Genomic DNA, 18,387 nt, shown 5'->3' on the forward strand with positions numbered 1-18,387 from the left:
GTCATACCGACATGCGACGGTCGGGGGATGAACGGTCTGCGGCGGCTCCGGGGAATCGAGCTGCGCTATGTACTGACGATGCATTTATTCCACCACGGGCGCGCGTCGATTAGCGACCTCGTCGAAGCGCTGACCTCGCAGGGCTTTGACGTTGCCAGCCCCGCCCCGAAGTCGGTATCGGACGCGTTGCGCTGGGAGGTGCGACGCGACAGGGTGTACCGGCTCGGGCGCGGTCAGTACGGCCCCGGCTCGATGCCGCGGAGCACCGAATACCGGATACACCAACGCGTGCTGGCGCTGAGGGCCGAAGTGCGTGAACCGCCGCCTTAGCCGACGGCCCGCTCGGCGCCCTCCCAGAACTGCGCGCGCACCGCCTTCTTGTCTGGTTTGCCCAGCGCGGTCACCGGCAGGGAGTCGACGACGACGACCCGTTTGGGGGACTGCACCGAACCTTTGCGTTCCTTGACCGCGGCCTGGATCTCGGCGGTCATCGCCTCAATCGCATCGTCGTCGCGAGGGGCATCGGGCCGCAGCACCACCACCGCTGTGACGGCTTCGCCCCATTTCTCGTCCGGCGCTCCGACCACACATACCTGCGCCACAGCGGGATGTTCGGCGACCACGTCCTCCACCTCGCGGGGGAACACGTTGAACCCGCCGGTGACGATCATGTCCTTGACCCGGTCGACGATGTAGTAGAACCCGTCCTCGTCCTCGCGGGCCATGTCGCCAGTGCGCAGCCAGCCGTCTTTGAAGGTCTTCGACGTCTCGTCAGGTAAGTTCCAGTAGCCACCCGCCAAAAGCGGTCCGCTGACACAGATTTCGCCGACTTCTCCTTGCGGCACCTGCCTGCCGTCGAGATCCAACAGCGCGACCCGCGCGAACAGCGTCGGGCGTCCACACGACGTCAGCCGCTTCTCGTCGTGATCCTTTTTCCCGAGATAGGTGATGGCCATCGGTGCCTCGGACTGACCGTAGTTCTGGGCGAAGATCTTGCCGAACCGGCGGATCGCCTCGGCCAACCGCACCGGGTTGATCGCAGAAGCCCCGTAGTAGACGGTCTCCAGCGACGACAGGTCACGGGTGTGCGAATCCGGGTGGTCCATCAGGGCATACAGCATCGACGGCACCACAAAGGTCGCCGTAATCCGCTTCTCCTCAATGGTTTTCAGAACCTCAGCCGGGTCGAACTTCGGCAGCACATACATCTCCCCGCCCTTGACCAGCGTCGGCAGGAAGTACGCGGCCCCGGCATGCGATAGGGGAGTGATCATCAAGAACCGCGGCTCTTCGGGCCACTCCCACTCCGCGAGTTGGATCATCGTCATGGTCGAGATCGACTGCGCGGTGCCCATGACGCCCTTGGGTTTGCCGGTGGTACCGCCGGTGTAGGTCAGCCCGATGATCTGATCCGGTGGCAGGTCGGCGGCCACCAGCGGACGCGGCTGGTACTTCTCGGCTTCGGCGGACAAGTCGACGGCCACTTGCTTCAACACATCGGGCACCGGGCCGATGGTCAGGATCTGCTTGAGCGAGTCGACCCGCTCCAGCAGCCCCAGCGCCCGCTCGACGAACATCGGGTTCGGGTCGATAATCAGCGAGCTGATCCCGGCATCCGAGAGCACATAGGCGTGGTCGTCGAGCGAACCGAGCGGATGCAGGGCGGTGCGCCGGTAACCCTGGGTCTGGCCGGCGCCGATGATCAACAGGACTTCGGGTCGGTTCAGCGACAACAGCCCGACGGAGGCGCCGGTGCCGGCGCCCAGCGCCTCGAAGGCCTGGATGTACTGACTGATCTTGTCGGCCATCTGGCCGCCGGTCAGCGTGGTATCACCGAGGAACAGCACCGGCTTGTCACGGTGACGCTTCAAAGCGCCGACCAGCAGATGCCCGTTGTGGGTGGGGTTGCGCAGCAGCTCCAGCTCGTCACTCATGCACGCAAGACTAGAACGTGTTACAGAATGAGCCGAGCCCCTCCCGAAAATCGGCTATTTCGCCAGCTCAGCTCGCCGCTGGATTTCCTTTGGACATACTCGTTGTTCTGCGGAAACTCCTCGTTCTCATGCACGCGCCGAACCTCCAGCGTGACCCCCGGTCCCACCGGACAGCGCGTCGCCCAGCCGACAGCTTCGTCCTTCGACGAGACCCCGATGATCCAGAACCCGTTGAACAGCTCACCGGAATACGGCTCGTCTTTGACCGCCGGCGGGTTTGAGCTGAAGTCGACGAAAAAGCCCTCCTCGGGTCCGGCCAGACCCTCACCGGCCAGCAACACCCCGGCCTCCATCATCGACTCGTTGTAGCGGCCCATCGCGGTCAGGATCTCGTCGAACGGCACGTCCTTGGCGGCTTCCTGCGCCTCGGGTGTGGACCGCATGATCATCATGTAGCGCATCGCTATCTCCTTCGTTGGGATGGCTCACCACAATCGACTCGGCGAGGCGCCATTTCTCGTCGCGCGGCACGATGAGATGCATGTCCCCGGCCCCTCTGGAAGACGTCCTGGAGCGCCTGCATGTCGTCGCGCTGCCGATGCGGGTGCGCTTCCGCGGGATCACCACCCGCGAACTGGCTTTGATCGAGGGCCCGGCCGGCTGGGGGGAATTCGGTCCCTTCCTCGAGTACGGGCCGGACGAGGCCGCGCATTGGCTGGCCTGCGCGATCGAATCGGCCTACCAGCCCACGCCACCGCCGCGACGCGACAGCATCCCGATCAACGCCACCGTGCCGGCGATAACCGCCGCCCAAGTGCCCGAGGTCTTGGCTCGCTTCCCGGGCGCGCGCACCGCCAAGGTCAAGGTCGCCGAATCCGGGCAGACTCTGGCCGACGACGTCGCCCGCGTCGAAGCCGTCCGAGCCTTAATCCCGAACGTGCGAGTCGACGCCAACGGCGGCTGGACCATCGAGCAGGCCGTTGAAGCTACGAAAGTACTTACCGCGAGCGGCCCGCTGGAATACCTCGAACAACCTTGCCGCACTGTCGACGAGCTCGCCGAACTACGGCGCCGCATCGACGTGCCCGTCGCCGCCGACGAGAGCATCCGCAAGGCCGACGACCCACTACGCGTGGTCCGCGCGAAAGCCGCCGACGTCGCGGTGCTGAAAGTGGCTCCGCTGGGCGGCATTTCGGCCCTGCTCGACATCGCGGAGCAGATCGACATCCCGGTTGTGATCTCCAGCGCGCTCGATTCGGCGGTCGGGATCGCCGCCGGATTAGCCGCCGCCGCCGCACTGCCGCAACTGCGCCACGCGTGCGGGCTGGGCACCGGCGGGTTGTTCGTCGAGGATGTCGCCGAGCCGATGACGCCGCACGACGGCTATCTACCGGTCGCGCGAACGCAACCCGACCCCGACCGCCTGCAGGCGCTGGCCGCCCCGACAGAACGGCGGCAGTGGTGGATCGACCGGGTCAAGGCCTGCTATCCACTGCTGGCCATGTCCTAATCTGTGGGCTACGTGTCGTAGACGCCATAGCGGTCCATCCCCAACACTGAATCCGTGACCCGTTCCGTCGTGATTCTCGGCTTCCCCGGCATCCAGGCATTGGACGTCGTCGGGCCGTTCGAAGTGTTCAGCGCGGCCTCCACCTGTCTGGCTGCGAATGGCCGCGATGGCTACCAGCCGGTGCTGGTATCGGCCGACGGGCATCCGGTGGCCACCCGAACGGGCCTCACGTTCGGCACGACCGCGCTGCCCGACCCGCAAGAGCCCGTCGACACCGTGGTGCTGCCCGGCGGCCGTGGAGTGCACGCCGCACGTCAGGAGCCGCAGCTCATCGCCTGGATCGAGGCCATCGCCAACAGCGCCCGCCGCATCGTCAGCGTCTGCACCGGCGCCTTCATGGCCGCGCAAGCCGGACTGCTCGACGGCTGCACAGCCACCACCCACTGGGCCTATGCCGACCAACTCCAGCGGGAGTTCCCGACCGTCACCGTCGACCCCGAGCCGATCTTCGTCCGCAGCGGCCCCAAGGTCTGGACCGCCGCAGGCGTCACCGCCGGCATCGACCTCGCGCTGTCGCTGGTGGAAGACGACAACGGCACGGACGTCGCCCAGACCGTGGCCCGCTGGCTCGTGCTGTTCTTGCGCCGCCCGGGCGGCCAGACACAGTTCGCCGCCCCGGTGTGGATGCCGCGCGCCAGGCGCAAACCGATTCGCCAGGTGCAGGAAGTGATCGAGTCGCAGCCGGGCGGCGCCCACAGCATTACCGAGCTGGCCCGCCGGGCCGGGATGAGCCCGCGGCATTTCGCCCGGCTCTTCACCGACGAAGTGGGCGAGTCTCCGGGCGCCTACGTCGAACGTATCCGCATCGACGCCGCGCGCCGGCAGCTGGAAGAAACCGACGACACCGTCGTGGCCATCGCCGCTCGCTGCGGTTTCGGAACATCAGAATCCATGCGGCGCAACTTCGTTCGGCGCATCGGTGTGTCCCCCGACCAGTACCGCAAGACCTTCGCCTGACCACAGGAGAACCATGCAGATCGCGATCGTGCTGTATCCCGGCTTTACCGCGCTGGATTTCATCGGCCCCTACGAAGTGTTGCGGTGGCTGCCCAAAGCCGAAGTCCGCTTCGTGTGGCACGAGCCCGGCCCGATCACCGCGGACTCCGGCGTGCTGGTCGTCGGCGCAACGCATTCGTTCGCCGAAACACCTTCTCCCGACATCATTTTGGTGCCCGGTGGTATGACGTCGGTCGAGCACGCGCGCGACGAAAAGCTGTTGGCGTGGTTGCGTCAGGCCCATCAGACAGCGACGTGGACGGCGTCGGTGTGCTCCGGGTCGATCATCCTGGCGTCTGCGGGCCTGCTGCAGGGCAAGCGAGCGACGTCGCACTGGATGGCGCTCAGCGCGTTGAAGGCTCTTGGCGCCATCCCCGTTGGCGACCAACGCATCGTGCAATCCGGCGAGCGCATCGTCACCTGTGCGGGCGTGTCGGCGGGCGTCGATCTGGCGTTGTGGCTGGCCGGGCAGATCGGTGGGGAAAACCGCGCGAAGGTCATCCAACTGTCCATGGAATACGACCCGCAGCCGCCGTTCGATTCCGGCCACATGTCCAAGGCGTCGGCGCCCACCAAGGCGGCCGCCACCGCTTTGATGGCCAGGGATCTAGCCAAACCAGCCCAGCTCAAAGCGGCGACGCTGCTGTTGTGGGAGCGGGCTCTCAGTGGCGCCCGCTCGCGGCGCAAGCAGGCGCTCGTACCATCCCGCCTTGCTGCGGAGCCGCCAGGTTGACTGACGGGAAAGACATCCACCACGCTCAGGACTCATGTCCGAAACAGGTGGAGCTGAAAACCGCCCTCTATCCAGTCCGAGCAATGGGTGGGCAACGGCGGCGGTGCGGATCGCGTTCGGGGTGATCTGGGCGATCGCCGCGTGGCTGAAGTGGCTGCCCGGATTCCGTGCCACCTTCGTGTCAAGGATGGTCACCAAAGCGGCCGCCGAGCCGCACTGGCTTTCGCCGTGGTTCGAGTTCTGGCTGCGCCTGGAACGCTCGTCGCCGGGCCTGTGGGCGGTGCTGATCGCACTTGCCGAGACGCTGATCGCTATTGCGCTCATCCTCGGGATCGCCCGCCGCGTGCTCTACATCGGCGGCGCGCTCTACAGCTTGTTGATCTGGGCCACGGCCGAAGGTTTTGGCGGGCCTTATCGGCACGGCTCCACCGACATCGGAACCTCGATCATTTACGTGATGGTGTTTCTCGCCCTGCTGGTGATGCTTGAGCACGGGCTCGACCGCCGGTTTGCGCTGGACGCTGCGATCGCCGGGCGCGTTGGATGGTGGCGGCGCCTCGCGGGCCCGTCGGGGCCAGTAGGTTCGTCGGGGTGATCAACCTTGCTTACGACGACCGCGGAAACGGCGAGCCCGTGCTGTTCATCGCCGGCCACGGCGGTGCTGGACGCACCTGGCATCTGCATCAGGCTCCGGCGTTCCTGGCGGCCGGCTATCGCGTCATCACCTTCGACAACCGGGGAGTGGGCGCTACCGAGAACGCCGAGGGATTCACCACGCAAACCATGGTCGGCGACACCGCGGCGCTGATCGAAAAGCTGGATGCCGCTCCCGTGCGGATCGTCGGAGCGTCGATGGGCGCGTTCATCGCACAGGAACTCATGCTGGGCCGCCCCGACCTGGTCAGCAAGGCGGTGCTGATGTGCACCCGCGGCCGCCTGGACCGCACCCGCGACTTCTTCCATACCGCCGAAGCCGAGCTGTTCGCCTCCGGCATCCAGCTACCGGCCGCCTACGACGCGAAAATCCGCCTGCTGGAAAGCTTTTCGCCCAAAACGCTGAACGACGACGCGGCCGTCGCCGACTGGATCAGCATGTTCACCATGTGGCCGAGCAAACCCACTCGGGGATCGCGCAGCCAGCTCGAGATCACGCCGCGGAACAACCGGCTGCCCGCCTACCAGAGCATCACCGCGCCGGTTCTGGTCATTGGTTTCCGCGACGACCTGGTCACCCCGCCGCATCTGTGCCGCGAAGTTGCCGACGCCATTCCCAACGGTCGCTACCTGGAAATTGCCGACGCCGGCCACCTCGGGTTTCTCGAGCAACCCAAGGCGGTCAACGACGCCGCGCTGCAGTTCTTCGCCGGCGGGGCCGCTTAAGCGCGCTGGCTAGTCTGGACTGGTGAATCCCTCGACGACGCAGGCCCGGGTGGTCGTCGACGAGCTCATCCGCGGTGGCGTGCGCGACGTGGTGTTGTGCCCGGGCTCACGCAACGCGCCGCTGGCCTTCGCGCTGCAAGACGCCGACCGCGACGGTCGCCTGAGGTTGCACGTCCGCATCGACGAGCGCACCGCCGGCTACCTGGCCATCGGGCTGGCCATCAGTGCCCAAGCGCCGGTCTGTGTGGCGATGACGTCAGGCACCGCAGTGGCCAACCTCGGTCCCGCGGTGGTCGAGGCGAACTACGCGCGGGTGCCGCTGATCGTGCTGTCGGCCAACCGGCCCTACGAGCTGCTCGGCACCGGCGCCAACCAGACCATGGAGCAGCTGGGCTACTTCGGTACTCAGGTGCGCGCCACGATCAGCCTGGGGCTCGCCGAGGACGCGCCCGAGCGCATGGACGCCTTCAACGCGACCTGGCGATCGGCCACTTGCCGGGTCTTGGCGGCCGCCACCGGCGCTCGCACCGCCAACGCCGGCCCCGTGCAGTTCGACATCCCGCTGCGCGAACCGCTGGTGCCCGACCCCGAACCTGATCCGGCCAAGGCCGCCACCCCGCCCGGTCGGCCGGGCGGCAAACCGTGGACCTACACCCCGGCGGTCACGTTCGACCAGCCGCTGGACATCGACCTGAGCAAAGACACCGCCGTCATCGCCGGTCACGGCGCCGGCACCCACCCCAACCTGGCCGAGTTGCCGACCGTCGCCGAGCCCACCGCACCGCCGGCCGCCAACCCCCTGCACCCGATGACACTGCCGCTGCTGCACCCGAAGCAGGTGATCATGCTGGGCCGCCCGACCTTGCACCGCCCGGTGTCGGCGCTGCTGGCCGATCCGTCGGTGCCGGTCTACGCGCTCACCACCGGCCCGCGCTGGCCCGACGTGTCGGGCAACTCGCAGGCCACCGGCACCCGCGCCGTCACCACCGGCACACCCAACCCGGCCTGGCTGCGCCGCTGCGCCGAGCTCAACCGGCACGCCGTCGACGCGGTCCGCAGCCAGCTCAAAGCCCACCCGCTGACCACCGGCCTGCATGTCGCCGCCGCGGTGGCCGACGCGCTGCGACCCGGCGATCAACTGGTGCTGGGCGCGTCCAACCCGGTGCGCGACGCGGCGCTGGTCGGGCTCAACCCGCACGGCATCAAGGTGCGCTCCAACCGCGGCGTCGCCGGTATCGACGGCACCGTGTCCACCGCGATCGGTGCGGCGCTTGCTCATGACGGCCGCACCGTCGCGCTGATCGGCGACCTGACTTTCGTCCACGACAGCTCCGGGCTGCTGATCGGGCCCACCGAGCCGACACCGCGAGAGCTGACCATCGTGGTGTCCAACGACAACGGCGGCGGCATCTTCGAACTACTCGAGCAGGGCGACCCCAGGTTCTCCGACGTGTCGTCGCGGGTCTTCGGCACCCCGCACGACGTCGACGTCGGTGCGCTCTGCCGTGCCTACCACGTCGAGAGCCGCCAGATCGAGGTCGACGAACTCGGGGCCGCCCTCGACGAACCCAACCCCGGAATGCGGGTGCTAGAAGTCAAGGCCGACCGGTCGTCACTGCGCCAACTGCACGCCGCCATCAAGGCAGCCCTGTGATCGACCCGAAAGCCGTGTGGCGCTTGCTCATTCACGGTCTCAACGGCGACGTGCCCGACACGTGGAGGCGACGCATCCTGCGGTGGGCCCGGGTCGCGGTGCTGGTTCTGGCCGGTCTCGTGACGCTGCAGTCGGTCCTGCTGGTGGCCGGGGCGTGGCGAAACGACATCGCCATCGAGCACAATATGGGCGTCGCGCAGGCCGAGGTGCTCAGCGCCGGGCCGCGTCGTTCCACGATCGAGTTCGTCACACCCGACCGGGTGACCTACCGCCCGGAACTCGGCGTGCTCTACCCGTCCGAATTGTCAACGGGCATGCGCATTTACGTCGAATACAACAAGCGAGACCCGAACCTGGTTCGGGTGCAGCACCGCAACGCCAAGCTGGCCATCATTCCGGCAGGATCCATCGCGGTGGTCGGCTGGTTGATCGCCGGAGTCGCACTGGTTTCCATTGCGCTGGTGGAGAAGCGACTGGACCGTCACGCGGACCTGAACAGGTTGTCGAGCCAGCCAGGGTCTTGAAGGTCGACGACCTGTCTGGCTTTCAGGTCGTAAACCGTTGGGGTGCCTGGATCGTCGGGTTCGGCACTGTTGAGTCGAGTGGTGTTGGCTTCGTCCATCGCAGCGACGTCGACTCCGGAATCCCCGGCCGCGATCCGTGCGGCCACTTCGTCGGAAACGCCGCTATCGCGGGCCATGTCCGCGATTCCGTCATTGCTGGGCCCGTCGCCGCGGGAATCTTGGTGCTTGTAAAGGGTTTGCACAAATTCCTGGTAGGCGCTCGCCGAAATCGCCGCGCGACCCACCACAAACAGCGCATTGCTGACCCGGGCCGAGTAGTGGTTGTCCTTGGCGCCGTCGATGAAAGTCAGCGGTCGATACGTCAATACCAGCCGGCCGCTACTGATGTAGCCGGCGAGCTTGTCGCCGTAGGCCGACTCGAACTCCGCGCAATGCGGGCATTGCGGCTCGATAAAGGTCTCCAGCTGCACGGGGGCGTTGGGGAATCCGACCACCACGCCGTACCCGTCGGCGCTGATCACGGTGCCCGGGTGGTGGCGGTCGACCTGGGCAGTTCCGGCGACCTCGCGGGTGCATCCGGCGCACGCCAGCAAAAACACCGCCAGCAAGCTGCACCAGTAGCGCATGAGTCGCCCCTTTCCCGGTGCAGATCAGATTTCGCGCCCCGTATGCCCGTCGGCAACCTTATCGACAAGCAGCGCTGACATGGTAGAGGCGTGCGCGTTGCGATCGTCGCCGAGTCGTTTTTGCCCAATGTCAACGGCGTCAGCAACTCAGTTGTGAGGATTCTGGAGCATTTGCGCCGCACCGGGCATGAAGCTCTGGTGATCGCGCCCGACAACCCGCCCGGCCAACCCCGCGCAGATCGCATCTATGACGGAATCCGCGTGCATCGGGCGCCGTCACGGATGTTCCCGAAGATCACGTCGTTGCCGCTCGGTGTGCCGCTACCCCGAATGGTGCGGGTGCTGCGCGGATTCGGCCCGGACGTGGTGCATCTGGCGTCGCCGGCGCTGCTCGGCTACGGCGGATTGCAGTCTGCGCGTCGCCTTGGAGTGCCGACGGTGGCGGTATTCCAAACCGACGTCGCGGGTTTCGCGTCCAGCTACGGCCTGGGCCTGGCATCGCGGGCGGCATGGGCCTGGATCAGTCACCTGCACCGCCACGCCGACCGGACCTTGGCGCCGTCCACCTCTGCGATGGAATCGCTTGCAGCGCACGGGGTGCCGCGGGTGTATCAATGGGCACGCGGTGTCGACGTGATTCGTTACGCGCCGTCGGGGCGCGACGAGGCGCTGCGGCGTCGCTGGTCACCGGAGGGCAAGCCGATTGTCGGTTTCGTGGGCCGGCTGGCTCCTGAGAAGCGTGCCGACCGGCTCGCGGCGCTGGCGCGCGACCACTCGGTGCAGCTCGTCGTCGTGGGTGACGGGGTCGATCGCGCCAAACTTGAATCAGCAATGCCGACAGCGGTTTTCACCGGCGCTTTGTACGGCGAGGAACTCGCCGCGGCGTACGCCAGCATGGACGTCTTCGTGCATACCGGTGAGCACGAGACGTTTTGCCAAGCCGTGCAGGAAGCGCTGGCGTCGGGGCTGCCGGTCATCGCCCCCGACGCCGGCGGACCGCGCGATCTGGTCACCCCGTGGCGCACCGGGCTGCTGCTGCCGGTGGACGAATTCGAGGCGCGGTTAGGCACCGCCGTCGCGCACGTTATCGACGAGCGACCACGCTATTCGGCGGCCGCTCGACGTAGTGTGCTGCACCGCAGCTGGCCGGCTATCTGTGACGAGCTGCTCGGCCACTACGGGGCGGTGTTGCAAACCCGCCGGGAGGCCGCAGCGGCTTAATTGCCCAGCTTCTCCTCGGGCCGCTGCGCGGCCCGCATCGGCGCTGGGCGGGTAGCGTCGGCAGTGTGAGCCGCGCCTCCCTCGACAAAGACCCCCATGACGTTGCGTCGATGTTCGACGGGGTCGCGCGCCGCTACGACCTGACCAACACCGTGCTGTCGCTGGGCCAAGACCGCTACTGGCGCCGCGCTACCCGCGCCGCGCTGCGGGTTGGGCCCGGCGAGCGCCTGCTGGATCTGGCTGCCGGCACGGCAGTCTCGACGGCGGAACTGTCCAAGTCCGGCGCATGGTGTGTGGCGGTGGATTTTTCGGTCGGCATGCTGCGGGAAGGCCGTGCCCGGTTGGTGCCGAAGGTCGCCGGTGATGCGACCCGGCTGCCGTTCGGCGACGGCGTATTCGACGCTGTCACCATCAGTTTCGGGCTGCGCAATGTCGTCGACCAGCAGGCGGCGCTACGCGAAATGGCCCGGGTGACGAGGTCGGGGGGACGGCTGGTGGTGTGCGAATTCTCCACGCCGACCAACCCGCTGTTCGCCACCGTCTACAAGGAGTACCTGATGCAGGCGCTGCCGCGCGTTGCGCGTGCGGTGTCGAGCAATCCGGAGGCGTATGTGTATCTGGCCGAGTCGATTCGGGCGTGGCCGGACCAAGCCGCGCTGGCGCAGCACATTTCACAGGCCGGGTGGTCAGGCGTGCGGTGGCGCAATCTGACCGGCGGGATCGTCGCGCTGCACGCCGCCCACAAAGGGCGAGCAGACGCAAAAGCACCCTAAACCAAAGGTTTTGGGGTGCTTTTGCGTCTGCTCACCACACTCACGTGAACGGCTTTCGACGGTCCACCAGCCGTGACAGCACGCCGCCACCGCGCCATATCCGCGCCACCATGTCGGCGTCGTGGTCGGTGACCAGATTGGCCATTACACGCACCGCAACGTTCATCAGCGTCGTCGAACGCATCGCAAGCGGTCCCGTCGTCGGCAAGAACCGTGGGAACGTCAACAGCAGCGCCAGCCGCCGCGCCACCGAAAACGCGCGGCCGTAGTGCTGTTGCAGCACGGTCGGCCACGCCCGCGACAAATCACCGGACCCCAGTAGCTCGACAGCCAGCCGCCCGGCCTCCAACCCGTAGTCAATCCCTTCCCCGTTCAACGGGTTGATGCAGGCCGCGGCATCGCCGATCAGCATCCAGTTCGGGCCGGCCACTCCCGACACCGCGCCGCCCATCGGCAGCAGCGCCGACGACATCGCCCGCGGTTGTCCGACAAACCCCCACTCGTCGCGGCGCAGGTCGGCGTAATACGTCATCAGCGGCCGCAACGCCAGCTCAGCGGGCCGTTTGGAGGTCGACAGTGCGCCGACGCCGATGTTGACCTCGCCGTTGCCCAGCGGGAAGATCCAGCCGTAGCCGGGCAGCACGGCGCCGTCGGGGGACCGTACCTCCACGTGTGACGTCAGCCACGGTTCGTCGCTGCGGGGCGTGGCCAGATAACCGCGAGCGGCGATGCCGTACACCGTCTCCTGGTGCCAGCGCCGGCCCAGCACGCGGCCCAGCGGTGAGCGTGCTCCGTCGGCGACGATCAGCTCGGCGCAGCCGACCTCGCTGCCGTCGGCCAGCACCACCGACCAGACGCGCCCACGCGAATCATGGTGGACGCCAATAACTTTCACCCCAAGCAGCATCCGCGCCCCGGAGTCCTCGGCCACTTTGCGGATCCGGTCGTCGAGTTCGATGCGGGCCACCGCGCTGCCCGTCGCGGGGAACGACGGACCGGGCCACGCCACCTCCACCTCGCCGCCGAACCCGCTCATCCGCAAGCCCTGGTGCCGAATACGGGCGTCCAGCCAGTCGCTTAAGCCCAGCCGCTCCAGCTCGGCGACCGCGCGCGGGGTCAGCCCGTCGCCGCAGGCCTTGTCGCGGGGGAAGCTGGCCGAGTCGATGACCAGCACGTCGCGACCGGCGCGCGCGGCCCAGGCGGCCGCCGCGGATCCGGCCGGTCCGGCGCCCACCACGACCACGTCGGCTCTGCTGCGCATGCTCACCAGTATGTTGGTGCCGTGAGGACTCCGGCGACTGTGGTGGCGGGCTTCGACTTCGGCGATGCCGCGTTCGCCGCGAGCGTGCGCGACGGGGTCGACCGCATCGAGCAGCTGATGGAGACCGAGCTGCGCGGCAGCGACGACCTGCTGACCGAGGCTGTCCTGCACCTGTTCGAGGCCGGTGGCAAGCGGTTTCGGCCGTTGTTCACGGTGCTGTCGGCTCAACTCGGTCCCAATCCCGAGGCGCGGGAGGTGACGATCGCCGGTGCGGTGATCGAGCTGGTGCATCTGGCGACGCTGTATCACGACGACGTGATGGACGAGGCGCAGCTGCGCCGGGGCGCGCAAAGTGCCAACGCGCGCTGGGGCAACAACATCGCGATCCTGGCCGGCGACTACCTATTCGCGACGGCCTCGCGGCTGGTGTCGTTGTTGGGTCCCGACGCGGTGCGGGTGATCGCGGAGACGTTCGCGCAACTGGTTACCGGGCAGATGCGCGAAACGCGCGGCGCGGCCGAGGGTGTGGATTCCATCGAGCACTATCTGAAGGTGGTGCACGAAAAGACTGCGTGCCTGATCTCGGCTGCGGGACGGTTCGGTGCGACGTTCTCCGGCGCCGACGACGACCAGATCGAGCGGTTGAGCCGGCTGGGCGGCATCGTCGGCACGGCGTTTCAGATCTCCGACGACATCATCGACATCGACAGCGACCCCGACGAGTCCGGCAAGGTGCCCGGCACCGATCTGCGTGAGGGCGTGCACACGCTGCCCGTGCTGTACGCGCTGCAGGACAGGGGGCCGGAGGCCGATCGGCTGCGCGAGTTGCTGGCCGGCCCGGTCCACGACGACGCGGTGCTGGCCGAGGCGTTGCGGCTGCTGCGGGCGTCGCCGGGCATGGCCAAGGCCAAGCAGACCGTGGCCCGGTACGCGGCGCAGGCTCGTGACGAGCTGGCCAAGCTGCCTGACGTCGCGGGCCGCCAGGCCCTGGCCACGCTGGTCGACTACACCGTCAACCGGCACGGTTAGGTTCGGAACCTGCTGACTGGCCCCGGACGTTTAACCAGCGTGTGTAGAGGAGGAGCTGATGACCTGGCATCCGCATCACAACACGTTCAAGACGTTCGCACTGCTGGTCGGCATGTCGGCGCTGATCGTGTTCGTCGGCGGCCTATTCGGCAGGACGTGGTTGCTGCTGGCGGTGCTGTTCGCCGTCGGGATGAACGTGTACACGTACTTCAACAGCGACAAGCTGGCGTTGCGCGCGATGCACGCCGTACCGGTGTCGGAGGTGCAGGCGCCGGTGATGTACCGGATCGTGCGCGAGCTGGCCACCGCCGCGCATCAGCCGATGCCGCGGCTCTACATCAGCGACACCGACGCACCCAATGCGTTCGCCACGGGTCGTAACCCACGCAACGCCGCGGTGTGCTGCACGACCGGGATCCTGCGGATCCTCAACGAACGAGAGCTGCGCGCCGTGCTCGGCCACGAGCTCTCCCACGTCTACAACCGCGACATCCTGATCTCGTGTGTGGCGGGCGCATTGGCGTCGGTGATCACCGCGCTGGCCAACTTCGCGATGATCGCCGGCATGTTCGGCGGTGGAGACCGAGAGGACGGCCCCAATCCCTTTGCACTGCTGCTAGTTTCGCTGCTCGGACCGATCGCGGCGACGGTGGTGCGGTTGGCGGTATCTAGGTCGCGGGAGTACCAGGCTGACGAGTCCGGGGCGGTGCTGACCGGTGACCCGCTGGCGTTGGCGTCGGCGCTGCGCAAGATCAGCGGCGGCGTGGAGGCGGCCCCGTTGCCGCCGGAGCCGCAGCTGGCCAGCCAGGCGCACCTGATGATCGCCAACCCGTTCCGCAGCGGTGAGCGGATCGGCTCGCTGTTCTCGACGCACCCGCCGATCGCCGACCGGATCCGCCGGCTTGAGGAGATGGCGCGAGGCTAGAAGCACCTAATGGTCGCAAAAGGTGCTGCTGTGGCCACTGTGACTACGGCACCACGGCCAGAAACATATACGCGGCCAGCAGCACCAGATGCACCTCGCCCTGCAGCCGGGTGGCCCGGCCGGGCACCACCGTCAACACGCTGACGACAACGGTCAGCGCCAGCAGCACCAACTGCGTGGGGCCGAGGCCCAGCAGCAATGGGCCGCTCAACCAGATTGAAGCCAGCGCGATCGCCGGGATCGTGAGCCCGATGCTGGCCATCGCGGAGCCGTAGGCGAGATTCAAACTGATTTGGATGCGATTACGCCGCGCCGCGCGCGCGGCCGCGAGCGTCTCGGGCAGCAACACGAGCGTGGCGATCACCACACCGACGAACGATTGCGGGAACCCGACCGCCGTCACCGCCCGCTCGATAATGGGCGACTCCATTTTCGACAGCCCTACCACCGCAACCAACGCCACAAAGAGCAGCGCCAGGCTCGTCAGCGCCGACCGCGTGCTCGGCGGCTCCGCATGCTCGCTGTCATCGTCGACCTCGCCAGTTTGTGTCACCGGCAAAAAGAAGTCGCGGTGCCGCACGGTCTGGGTGAAGACGAACAACAGATACAGCCCGAGTGAGGCGATCGCGGCGAAGACAAGTTGGCTGGGCGAGAACTCGGGGCCCTGGTGGCTGGTGGTGAAGGTCGGCAGCACCAGGCTGAGGGTGGCCAGCGTGGTGATTGTGGCCAGCGCAGCCCCGCTGCCGTTGGCGTTGAAAAGTGTGACGCCGTACCGCAGCGAACCGATCAACAGCGACAAGCCGGCGATGCCGTTCGTGGTGATCATCACCGCAGCAAACACCGTGTCCCGCGCCAGCGTCGCCGACTTGTCACCGCCGGACGCCATCAAAGTGACGATCAGCGCCACCTCGATGGTCGTCACTGCCACTGCCAGGACCAGCGATCCGAACGGCTCACCGACTCGGTGCGCGACCACCTCGGCGTGGTGCACCGCGGCCAGCACCGCACCCGCCAGCAGCACGCCTTCGACGACGGCCGCTATCCAACCGATCTCGCTGCCCCAGGTGACTGCGAGGGCGACCAGGGCCAGCAGCGGGAGCACTACGGTCCATGACAGTCGCTTCAAATGTAACTACTTCACCACACCAGGGCGGTCGGCGTAGAAGTAGGTGTATGCGGTCGTCATCGCACAGACAACGGCGGCGGCCGCCAGCAGCTGCGAACCGCTGACTGCCGAGCAGATGTACCCGCCGGTCAGTCCGCCCGCGACGAAGCTGGCAAAGAGCAGGAAGTGTCCCAGCCAGTCGGCAGCTGATCCGCCGCTGATGTGTCGCTCGATGCCTTGACCCAGCTTCACTATCGTCCCCGTCACGTGGCTCAGCGGTATCGACACTTCCTCGTTCTTGACGAAGGTGGTGTTCAAAGCACCAATACCGAAGGCAATCACCAGGATTGGCAGAAAGGCGACAGGACCCGCCGACCAGCCCTGCAGCATGACGTCGCCGACAGTCGCGATCGAGAGACAAATAGTGGTGAGCAGAGTGGGCCCGTGCGGATGCGCTCTCCAGATGCGCCTGCGGCACAACGACCCGACGATCACGCCGGCCAGGAAGCACGACACCAGTAGTGTCGCGGAAATCGACAGCCAGGGGTCACCGATGAACAAACCCGCCACTGCGCGTTGCGTATTGGCGGTGGCGGTCGTCACGAAGTAGCCGGCGGAGTGGGTGAACGCCACGGCGCCCACAAGCCCCGCCAGCCAAGCAAGGACCCATGACAACCGCGCCTCGCTGTCGAACAACTCGCCCACGGCCGTCCTGCCCTTGTCAGCGCGACGCCGCCACCGACGTTTGCGGAGCCGCGAGCTGGTAGCAGTGGGCGTGTCGATCGGCTCGACGCGCCCTATCTCGTGCGTGGTTTGCTCGGTCATAAAGTGTGGTCGCCCTTTACTTTTCCAGATGGCTCGGCAGATGGGCGGCCCGCAGCACGAATCGCCAAACGGTGCAGGCCGAAGTGGTTACTGGGAACGCTGCGTCACAGCGCAGCGATCAGTGCCGGGCGATGCAGAACTGGGTCAAGCGTTCTCGGCCGCAAAGGGACATGACAGGCGCACATGAACCGGCCGCGCCAAGCAAGGAGTCTGTAGCCCAGGACGCCAGTGACGCGGTCCACCAATTCCATTGCGCCGCAGGCGACCATGTGGAGGGTCGAGTGCGGTGCAGCACCGCGACGTGAAGTGCGCTGTGCAGTCGCGGCGAACCGGCGTGTTCGACATGGTGTTCAGGGCGCTCGTCGTCGACGTTGGCGGCGCTCGCTGATATCAACACGGGCTGCGGTGCTGCAGCGGCGGCTCGATCGGCCCGCGCAAGGCCGTACCCAATGACCGCAAACAACACGCATACCGCAACGGCGAGGGCGCTGGCCGACCGCTTCCACGACGGACCAAAAGTCACAGTGTCCCAATCACGGCAGCGACTATGACGATCATCCAACTCCCCAACCCGTAGCAACATGATCAGCGTGCAGCGTACAGCTCCTGGTTAACCTCTCACTACCTATAAGATTGCAGCGAAGTTAAACCCTTCGCGCACAAGCTGTTACTGATACTGTGAGCAACACCACGCAGGGTCGACGCTCAATTGCTCTGCGCCAGCTTATTTATCGGCTCCACACCGCGGCAAACGGACCGGCCCGCACATAGGAAACGCATACAAACAAGTCGGTTTGTTAAAACCCGGCGCCGTGTACCTCGTGTCCCGGAGGTTCCGCGGTCAAGCCGCGGTAGGCCTGCTCGACGGTCGAGCCGTGGTTGATCACCGCGTCGACCTCGCGGGCGATCGGCATGTTCAACCCGTACTTGTCGGCGAACTCCATGATCACGCTGGCGGCTTTGACGCCCTCGGCGACCTGGTTCATCGAGGAGATGATCTCGTCGATCGGTTTGCCGGCACCCAGCTGCTCGCCGACGTGGCGGTTGCGGCTGCGCTGGCTGGTGCAGGTGACGATCAGGTCGCCCATCCCGGCCAGCCCGGCAAAGGTGTCGCGCTGCCCGCCCATGGCCTCGCCGAGCTTGGACATCTCGCGCACCGAGCGGGCCATCACCAAGGCGCGGGTGTTCTCGCCGATGCCGAGCGAGTAGCCCATGCCGACGGCGATCGCGTAGACGTTCTTCAGCGCTCCGCACATCTCGACACCGAGCACGTCGTCGAGGGTGTACACGCGGAATCGCTTGGTGCGGAAAAGCTCGGCGAGTCGGGCGGCCAGGTGGTGGTCGGGCATCGCCAACACTGCCGCGGCCGCATACCCCTCCGCGACTTCGCGCGCGATGTTCGGGCCGGCCAGAATGCCGGCCGGATGCCCGGGCAGTACTTCGTCGACGATTTGCGACATCCGCATGTTGGTGCCCTGCTCGAGACCCTTGACCAGCGAGACCACGGGTACCCAGGGGCGTAGCTCTGCGGCCAGCTCGATGAGCACATCGCGAAAGCCGTGTGACGGCACGCCCATGACGACGACGTCGGCGGTGTTGGCGGCCTCGGAGAAGTCGGTGGTGGCCCGCAGCGTCTCGCTGAGCACGACTTCGTCACCCAGATAGCGGGTGTTGCGATGGTTGTCGTTGATGTCCTCGGCGACTTCCTTCGAGCGCACCCACTGCAGCGTCGGGCTCCGACGCGCGCAGATGGACGCGACGGTCGTTCCCCAGGAACCACCCCCCAAGACGACGACTTTCGGTTCGCGCATAGCAGGTGCCATGGCGATCA

The 18,387-nt window shown here is 66.9% G+C and carries 19 protein-coding genes; 12 read left to right on the forward strand and 7 right to left on the reverse strand.

Annotated features, from left to right (window positions below; all coding sequences use genetic code 11):
* Positions 1 to 27: 27 nt before the first annotated feature.
* The gene (locus tag G6N15_RS11705) at positions 28 to 330 is read left to right on the forward strand and encodes a hypothetical protein (protein ID WP_083089211.1); all 303 of its coding nucleotides are present in this window, start codon (positions 28 to 30) and stop codon (positions 328 to 330) included.
* Here G6N15_RS11705 and fadD8 read toward each other — a convergent pair.
* Positions 327 to 1,934, reverse strand: coding sequence for a fatty-acid--CoA ligase FadD8 (fadD8, locus tag G6N15_RS11710; protein ID WP_083089212.1), 1,608 nt, complete (start codon positions 1,932 to 1,934; stop codon positions 327 to 329). The two genes, G6N15_RS11705 and fadD8, sit on opposite strands and share 4 nt — an antisense overlap.
* Before the next feature lie 20 nt (positions 1,935 to 1,954).
* The gene (locus tag G6N15_RS11715; protein WP_083089213.1) at positions 1,955 to 2,395 is read right to left on the reverse strand and encodes a YciI family protein; all 441 of its coding nucleotides are present in this window, start codon (positions 2,393 to 2,395) and stop codon (positions 1,955 to 1,957) included.
* A gap of 80 nt (positions 2,396 to 2,475) precedes the next feature.
* Here G6N15_RS11715 and G6N15_RS11720 point away from each other — a divergent pair, with 80 nt between their 5' ends.
* The 7 genes from G6N15_RS11720 to G6N15_RS11750 all read left to right on the forward strand — a co-directional run bounded on the left by G6N15_RS11720 (position 2,476) and on the right by G6N15_RS11750 (position 8,791).
* The gene (locus tag G6N15_RS11720) at positions 2,476 to 3,444 is read left to right on the forward strand and encodes an o-succinylbenzoate synthase (protein ID WP_083089223.1); all 969 of its coding nucleotides are present in this window, start codon (positions 2,476 to 2,478) and stop codon (positions 3,442 to 3,444) included.
* Between the two features lie 54 nt (positions 3,445 to 3,498).
* Complete coding sequence (locus G6N15_RS11725) at positions 3,499 to 4,461, forward strand: GlxA family transcriptional regulator (RefSeq protein ID WP_083089214.1); 963 nt, start codon at positions 3,499 to 3,501, stop codon at positions 4,459 to 4,461.
* 13 nt (positions 4,462 to 4,474) lie between these two features.
* Positions 4,475 to 5,233, forward strand: coding sequence for a DJ-1/PfpI family protein (locus G6N15_RS11730; protein WP_083089215.1), 759 nt, complete (start codon positions 4,475 to 4,477; stop codon positions 5,231 to 5,233).
* A gap of 103 nt (positions 5,234 to 5,336) precedes the next feature.
* The gene (locus G6N15_RS11735; protein WP_163748041.1) at positions 5,337 to 5,828 is read left to right on the forward strand and encodes a DoxX family membrane protein; all 492 of its coding nucleotides are present in this window, start codon (positions 5,337 to 5,339) and stop codon (positions 5,826 to 5,828) included.
* Entirely contained in the window at positions 5,825 to 6,613 is a 789-nt protein-coding gene (locus tag G6N15_RS11740; RefSeq protein WP_083089217.1) for an alpha/beta fold hydrolase, read from the forward strand. The genes G6N15_RS11735 and G6N15_RS11740 overlap by 4 nt, the downstream gene beginning before the upstream one ends.
* Before the next feature lie 22 nt (positions 6,614 to 6,635).
* On the forward strand, positions 6,636 to 8,267 hold the full coding sequence (gene menD / locus G6N15_RS11745) for a 2-succinyl-5-enolpyruvyl-6-hydroxy-3-cyclohexene-1-carboxylic-acid synthase (protein ID WP_163748043.1): 1,632 nt from the start codon (positions 6,636 to 6,638) through the stop codon (positions 8,265 to 8,267).
* A complete protein-coding gene (locus G6N15_RS11750; protein ID WP_083089916.1) occupies positions 8,264 to 8,791 on the forward strand; it encodes a DUF3592 domain-containing protein in 528 nt (175 codons plus the stop codon). Before menD ends, G6N15_RS11750 begins: the two co-directional genes overlap by 4 nt.
* On the opposite strand, the gene G6N15_RS11755 is transcribed toward G6N15_RS11750, so the two are convergent.
* Positions 8,749 to 9,417, reverse strand: a complete 669-nt coding sequence (locus tag G6N15_RS11755) for a thioredoxin domain-containing protein (RefSeq protein ID WP_083089915.1) — start codon at positions 9,415 to 9,417, stop codon at positions 8,749 to 8,751. The genes G6N15_RS11750 and G6N15_RS11755 overlap by 43 nt on opposite strands.
* A 90-nt stretch (positions 9,418 to 9,507) precedes the next feature.
* Here G6N15_RS11755 and G6N15_RS11760 point away from each other — a divergent pair, with 90 nt between their 5' ends.
* Both G6N15_RS11760 and G6N15_RS11765 read left to right on the forward strand, forming a co-directional pair.
* Positions 9,508 to 10,638 carry a glycosyltransferase family 4 protein gene (locus G6N15_RS11760; RefSeq protein WP_083089914.1) on the forward strand — a complete coding sequence of 377 codons (1,131 nt, stop codon included), beginning with the start codon at positions 9,508 to 9,510 and terminating at the stop codon, positions 10,636 to 10,638.
* 65 nt (positions 10,639 to 10,703) lie between these two features.
* Positions 10,704 to 11,411 (forward strand): demethylmenaquinone methyltransferase, encoded by a 708-nt coding sequence (locus tag G6N15_RS11765; protein ID WP_083089913.1) that lies wholly within the window; start codon positions 10,704 to 10,706, stop codon positions 11,409 to 11,411.
* Between the two features lie 40 nt (positions 11,412 to 11,451).
* Here G6N15_RS11765 and menJ read toward each other — a convergent pair whose 3' ends face one another.
* Positions 11,452 to 12,672: a menaquinone reductase gene (menJ, locus tag G6N15_RS11770; protein ID WP_083089912.1), complete on the reverse strand. Its 1,221-nt coding sequence runs from the start codon at positions 12,670 to 12,672 to the stop codon at positions 11,452 to 11,454.
* A gap of 21 nt (positions 12,673 to 12,693) precedes the next feature.
* Between menJ and grcC1 the strand changes: the two genes are divergently transcribed.
* Both grcC1 and htpX read left to right on the forward strand, forming a co-directional pair.
* Complete coding sequence (gene grcC1, locus G6N15_RS11775) at positions 12,694 to 13,701, forward strand: nonaprenyl/(2E,6E)-farnesyl/geranylgeranyl diphosphat synthase (RefSeq protein WP_083089911.1); 1,008 nt, start codon at positions 12,694 to 12,696, stop codon at positions 13,699 to 13,701.
* A 58-nt stretch (positions 13,702 to 13,759) separates the two neighbouring features.
* Positions 13,760 to 14,626 (forward strand): zinc metalloprotease HtpX, encoded by an 867-nt coding sequence (gene htpX / locus G6N15_RS11780; protein ID WP_083089910.1) that lies wholly within the window; start codon positions 13,760 to 13,762, stop codon positions 14,624 to 14,626.
* Positions 14,627 to 14,669: 43 nt separating this feature from the next.
* Here htpX and G6N15_RS11785 read toward each other — a convergent pair whose 3' ends face one another.
* From G6N15_RS11785 to G6N15_RS11795, 3 genes are all read right to left on the reverse strand, one after another.
* A complete protein-coding gene (locus tag G6N15_RS11785) occupies positions 14,670 to 15,752 on the reverse strand; it encodes a calcium:proton antiporter (protein WP_083089909.1) in 1,083 nt (360 codons plus the stop codon).
* Positions 15,753 to 15,758: 6 nt separating this feature from the next.
* Positions 15,759 to 16,556 (reverse strand): YoaK family protein, encoded by a 798-nt coding sequence (locus G6N15_RS11790; protein ID WP_083089908.1) that lies wholly within the window; start codon positions 16,554 to 16,556, stop codon positions 15,759 to 15,761.
* Positions 16,557 to 17,353: 797 nt separating this feature from the next.
* A complete protein-coding gene (locus G6N15_RS11795; protein WP_083089907.1) occupies positions 17,354 to 18,379 on the reverse strand; it encodes an NAD(P)H-dependent glycerol-3-phosphate dehydrogenase in 1,026 nt (341 codons plus the stop codon).
* Positions 18,380 to 18,387: the final 8 nt, after the last annotated feature.

The sequence above is a fragment of the Mycobacterium noviomagense genome (genome assembly GCF_010731635.1).
GTDB lineage: Bacteria > Actinomycetota > Actinomycetes > Mycobacteriales > Mycobacteriaceae > Mycobacterium > Mycobacterium noviomagense.

Coding starts and splice junctions, on each gene's coding strand:
- G6N15_RS11705 (WP_083089211.1), top strand. CDS start 28: ATGAACGGTCTGCGGCGGCTCCGGGGAATCGAGCTGCGCTATGTACTG.
- fadD8 (WP_083089212.1), bottom strand. CDS start 1,934: ATGAGTGACGAGCTGGAGCTGCTGCGCAACCCCACCCACAACGGGCAT.
- G6N15_RS11715 (WP_083089213.1), bottom strand. CDS start 2,395: ATGCGCTACATGATGATCATGCGGTCCACACCCGAGGCGCAGGAAGCC.
- G6N15_RS11720 (WP_083089223.1), top strand. CDS start 2,476: ATGTCCCCGGCCCCTCTGGAAGACGTCCTGGAGCGCCTGCATGTCGTC.
- G6N15_RS11730 (WP_083089215.1), top strand. CDS start 4,475: ATGCAGATCGCGATCGTGCTGTATCCCGGCTTTACCGCGCTGGATTTC.
- G6N15_RS11755 (WP_083089915.1), bottom strand. CDS start 9,417: ATGCGCTACTGGTGCAGCTTGCTGGCGGTGTTTTTGCTGGCGTGCGCC.
- menJ (WP_083089912.1), bottom strand. CDS start 12,672: ATGCGCAGCAGAGCCGACGTGGTCGTGGTGGGCGCCGGACCGGCCGGA.
- htpX (WP_083089910.1), top strand. CDS start 13,760: ATGACCTGGCATCCGCATCACAACACGTTCAAGACGTTCGCACTGCTG.
- G6N15_RS11790 (WP_083089908.1), bottom strand. CDS start 16,556: ATGACCGAGCAAACCACGCACGAGATAGGGCGCGTCGAGCCGATCGAC.
- G6N15_RS11795 (WP_083089907.1), bottom strand. CDS start 18,379: ATGGCACCTGCTATGCGCGAACCGAAAGTCGTCGTCTTGGGGGGTGGT.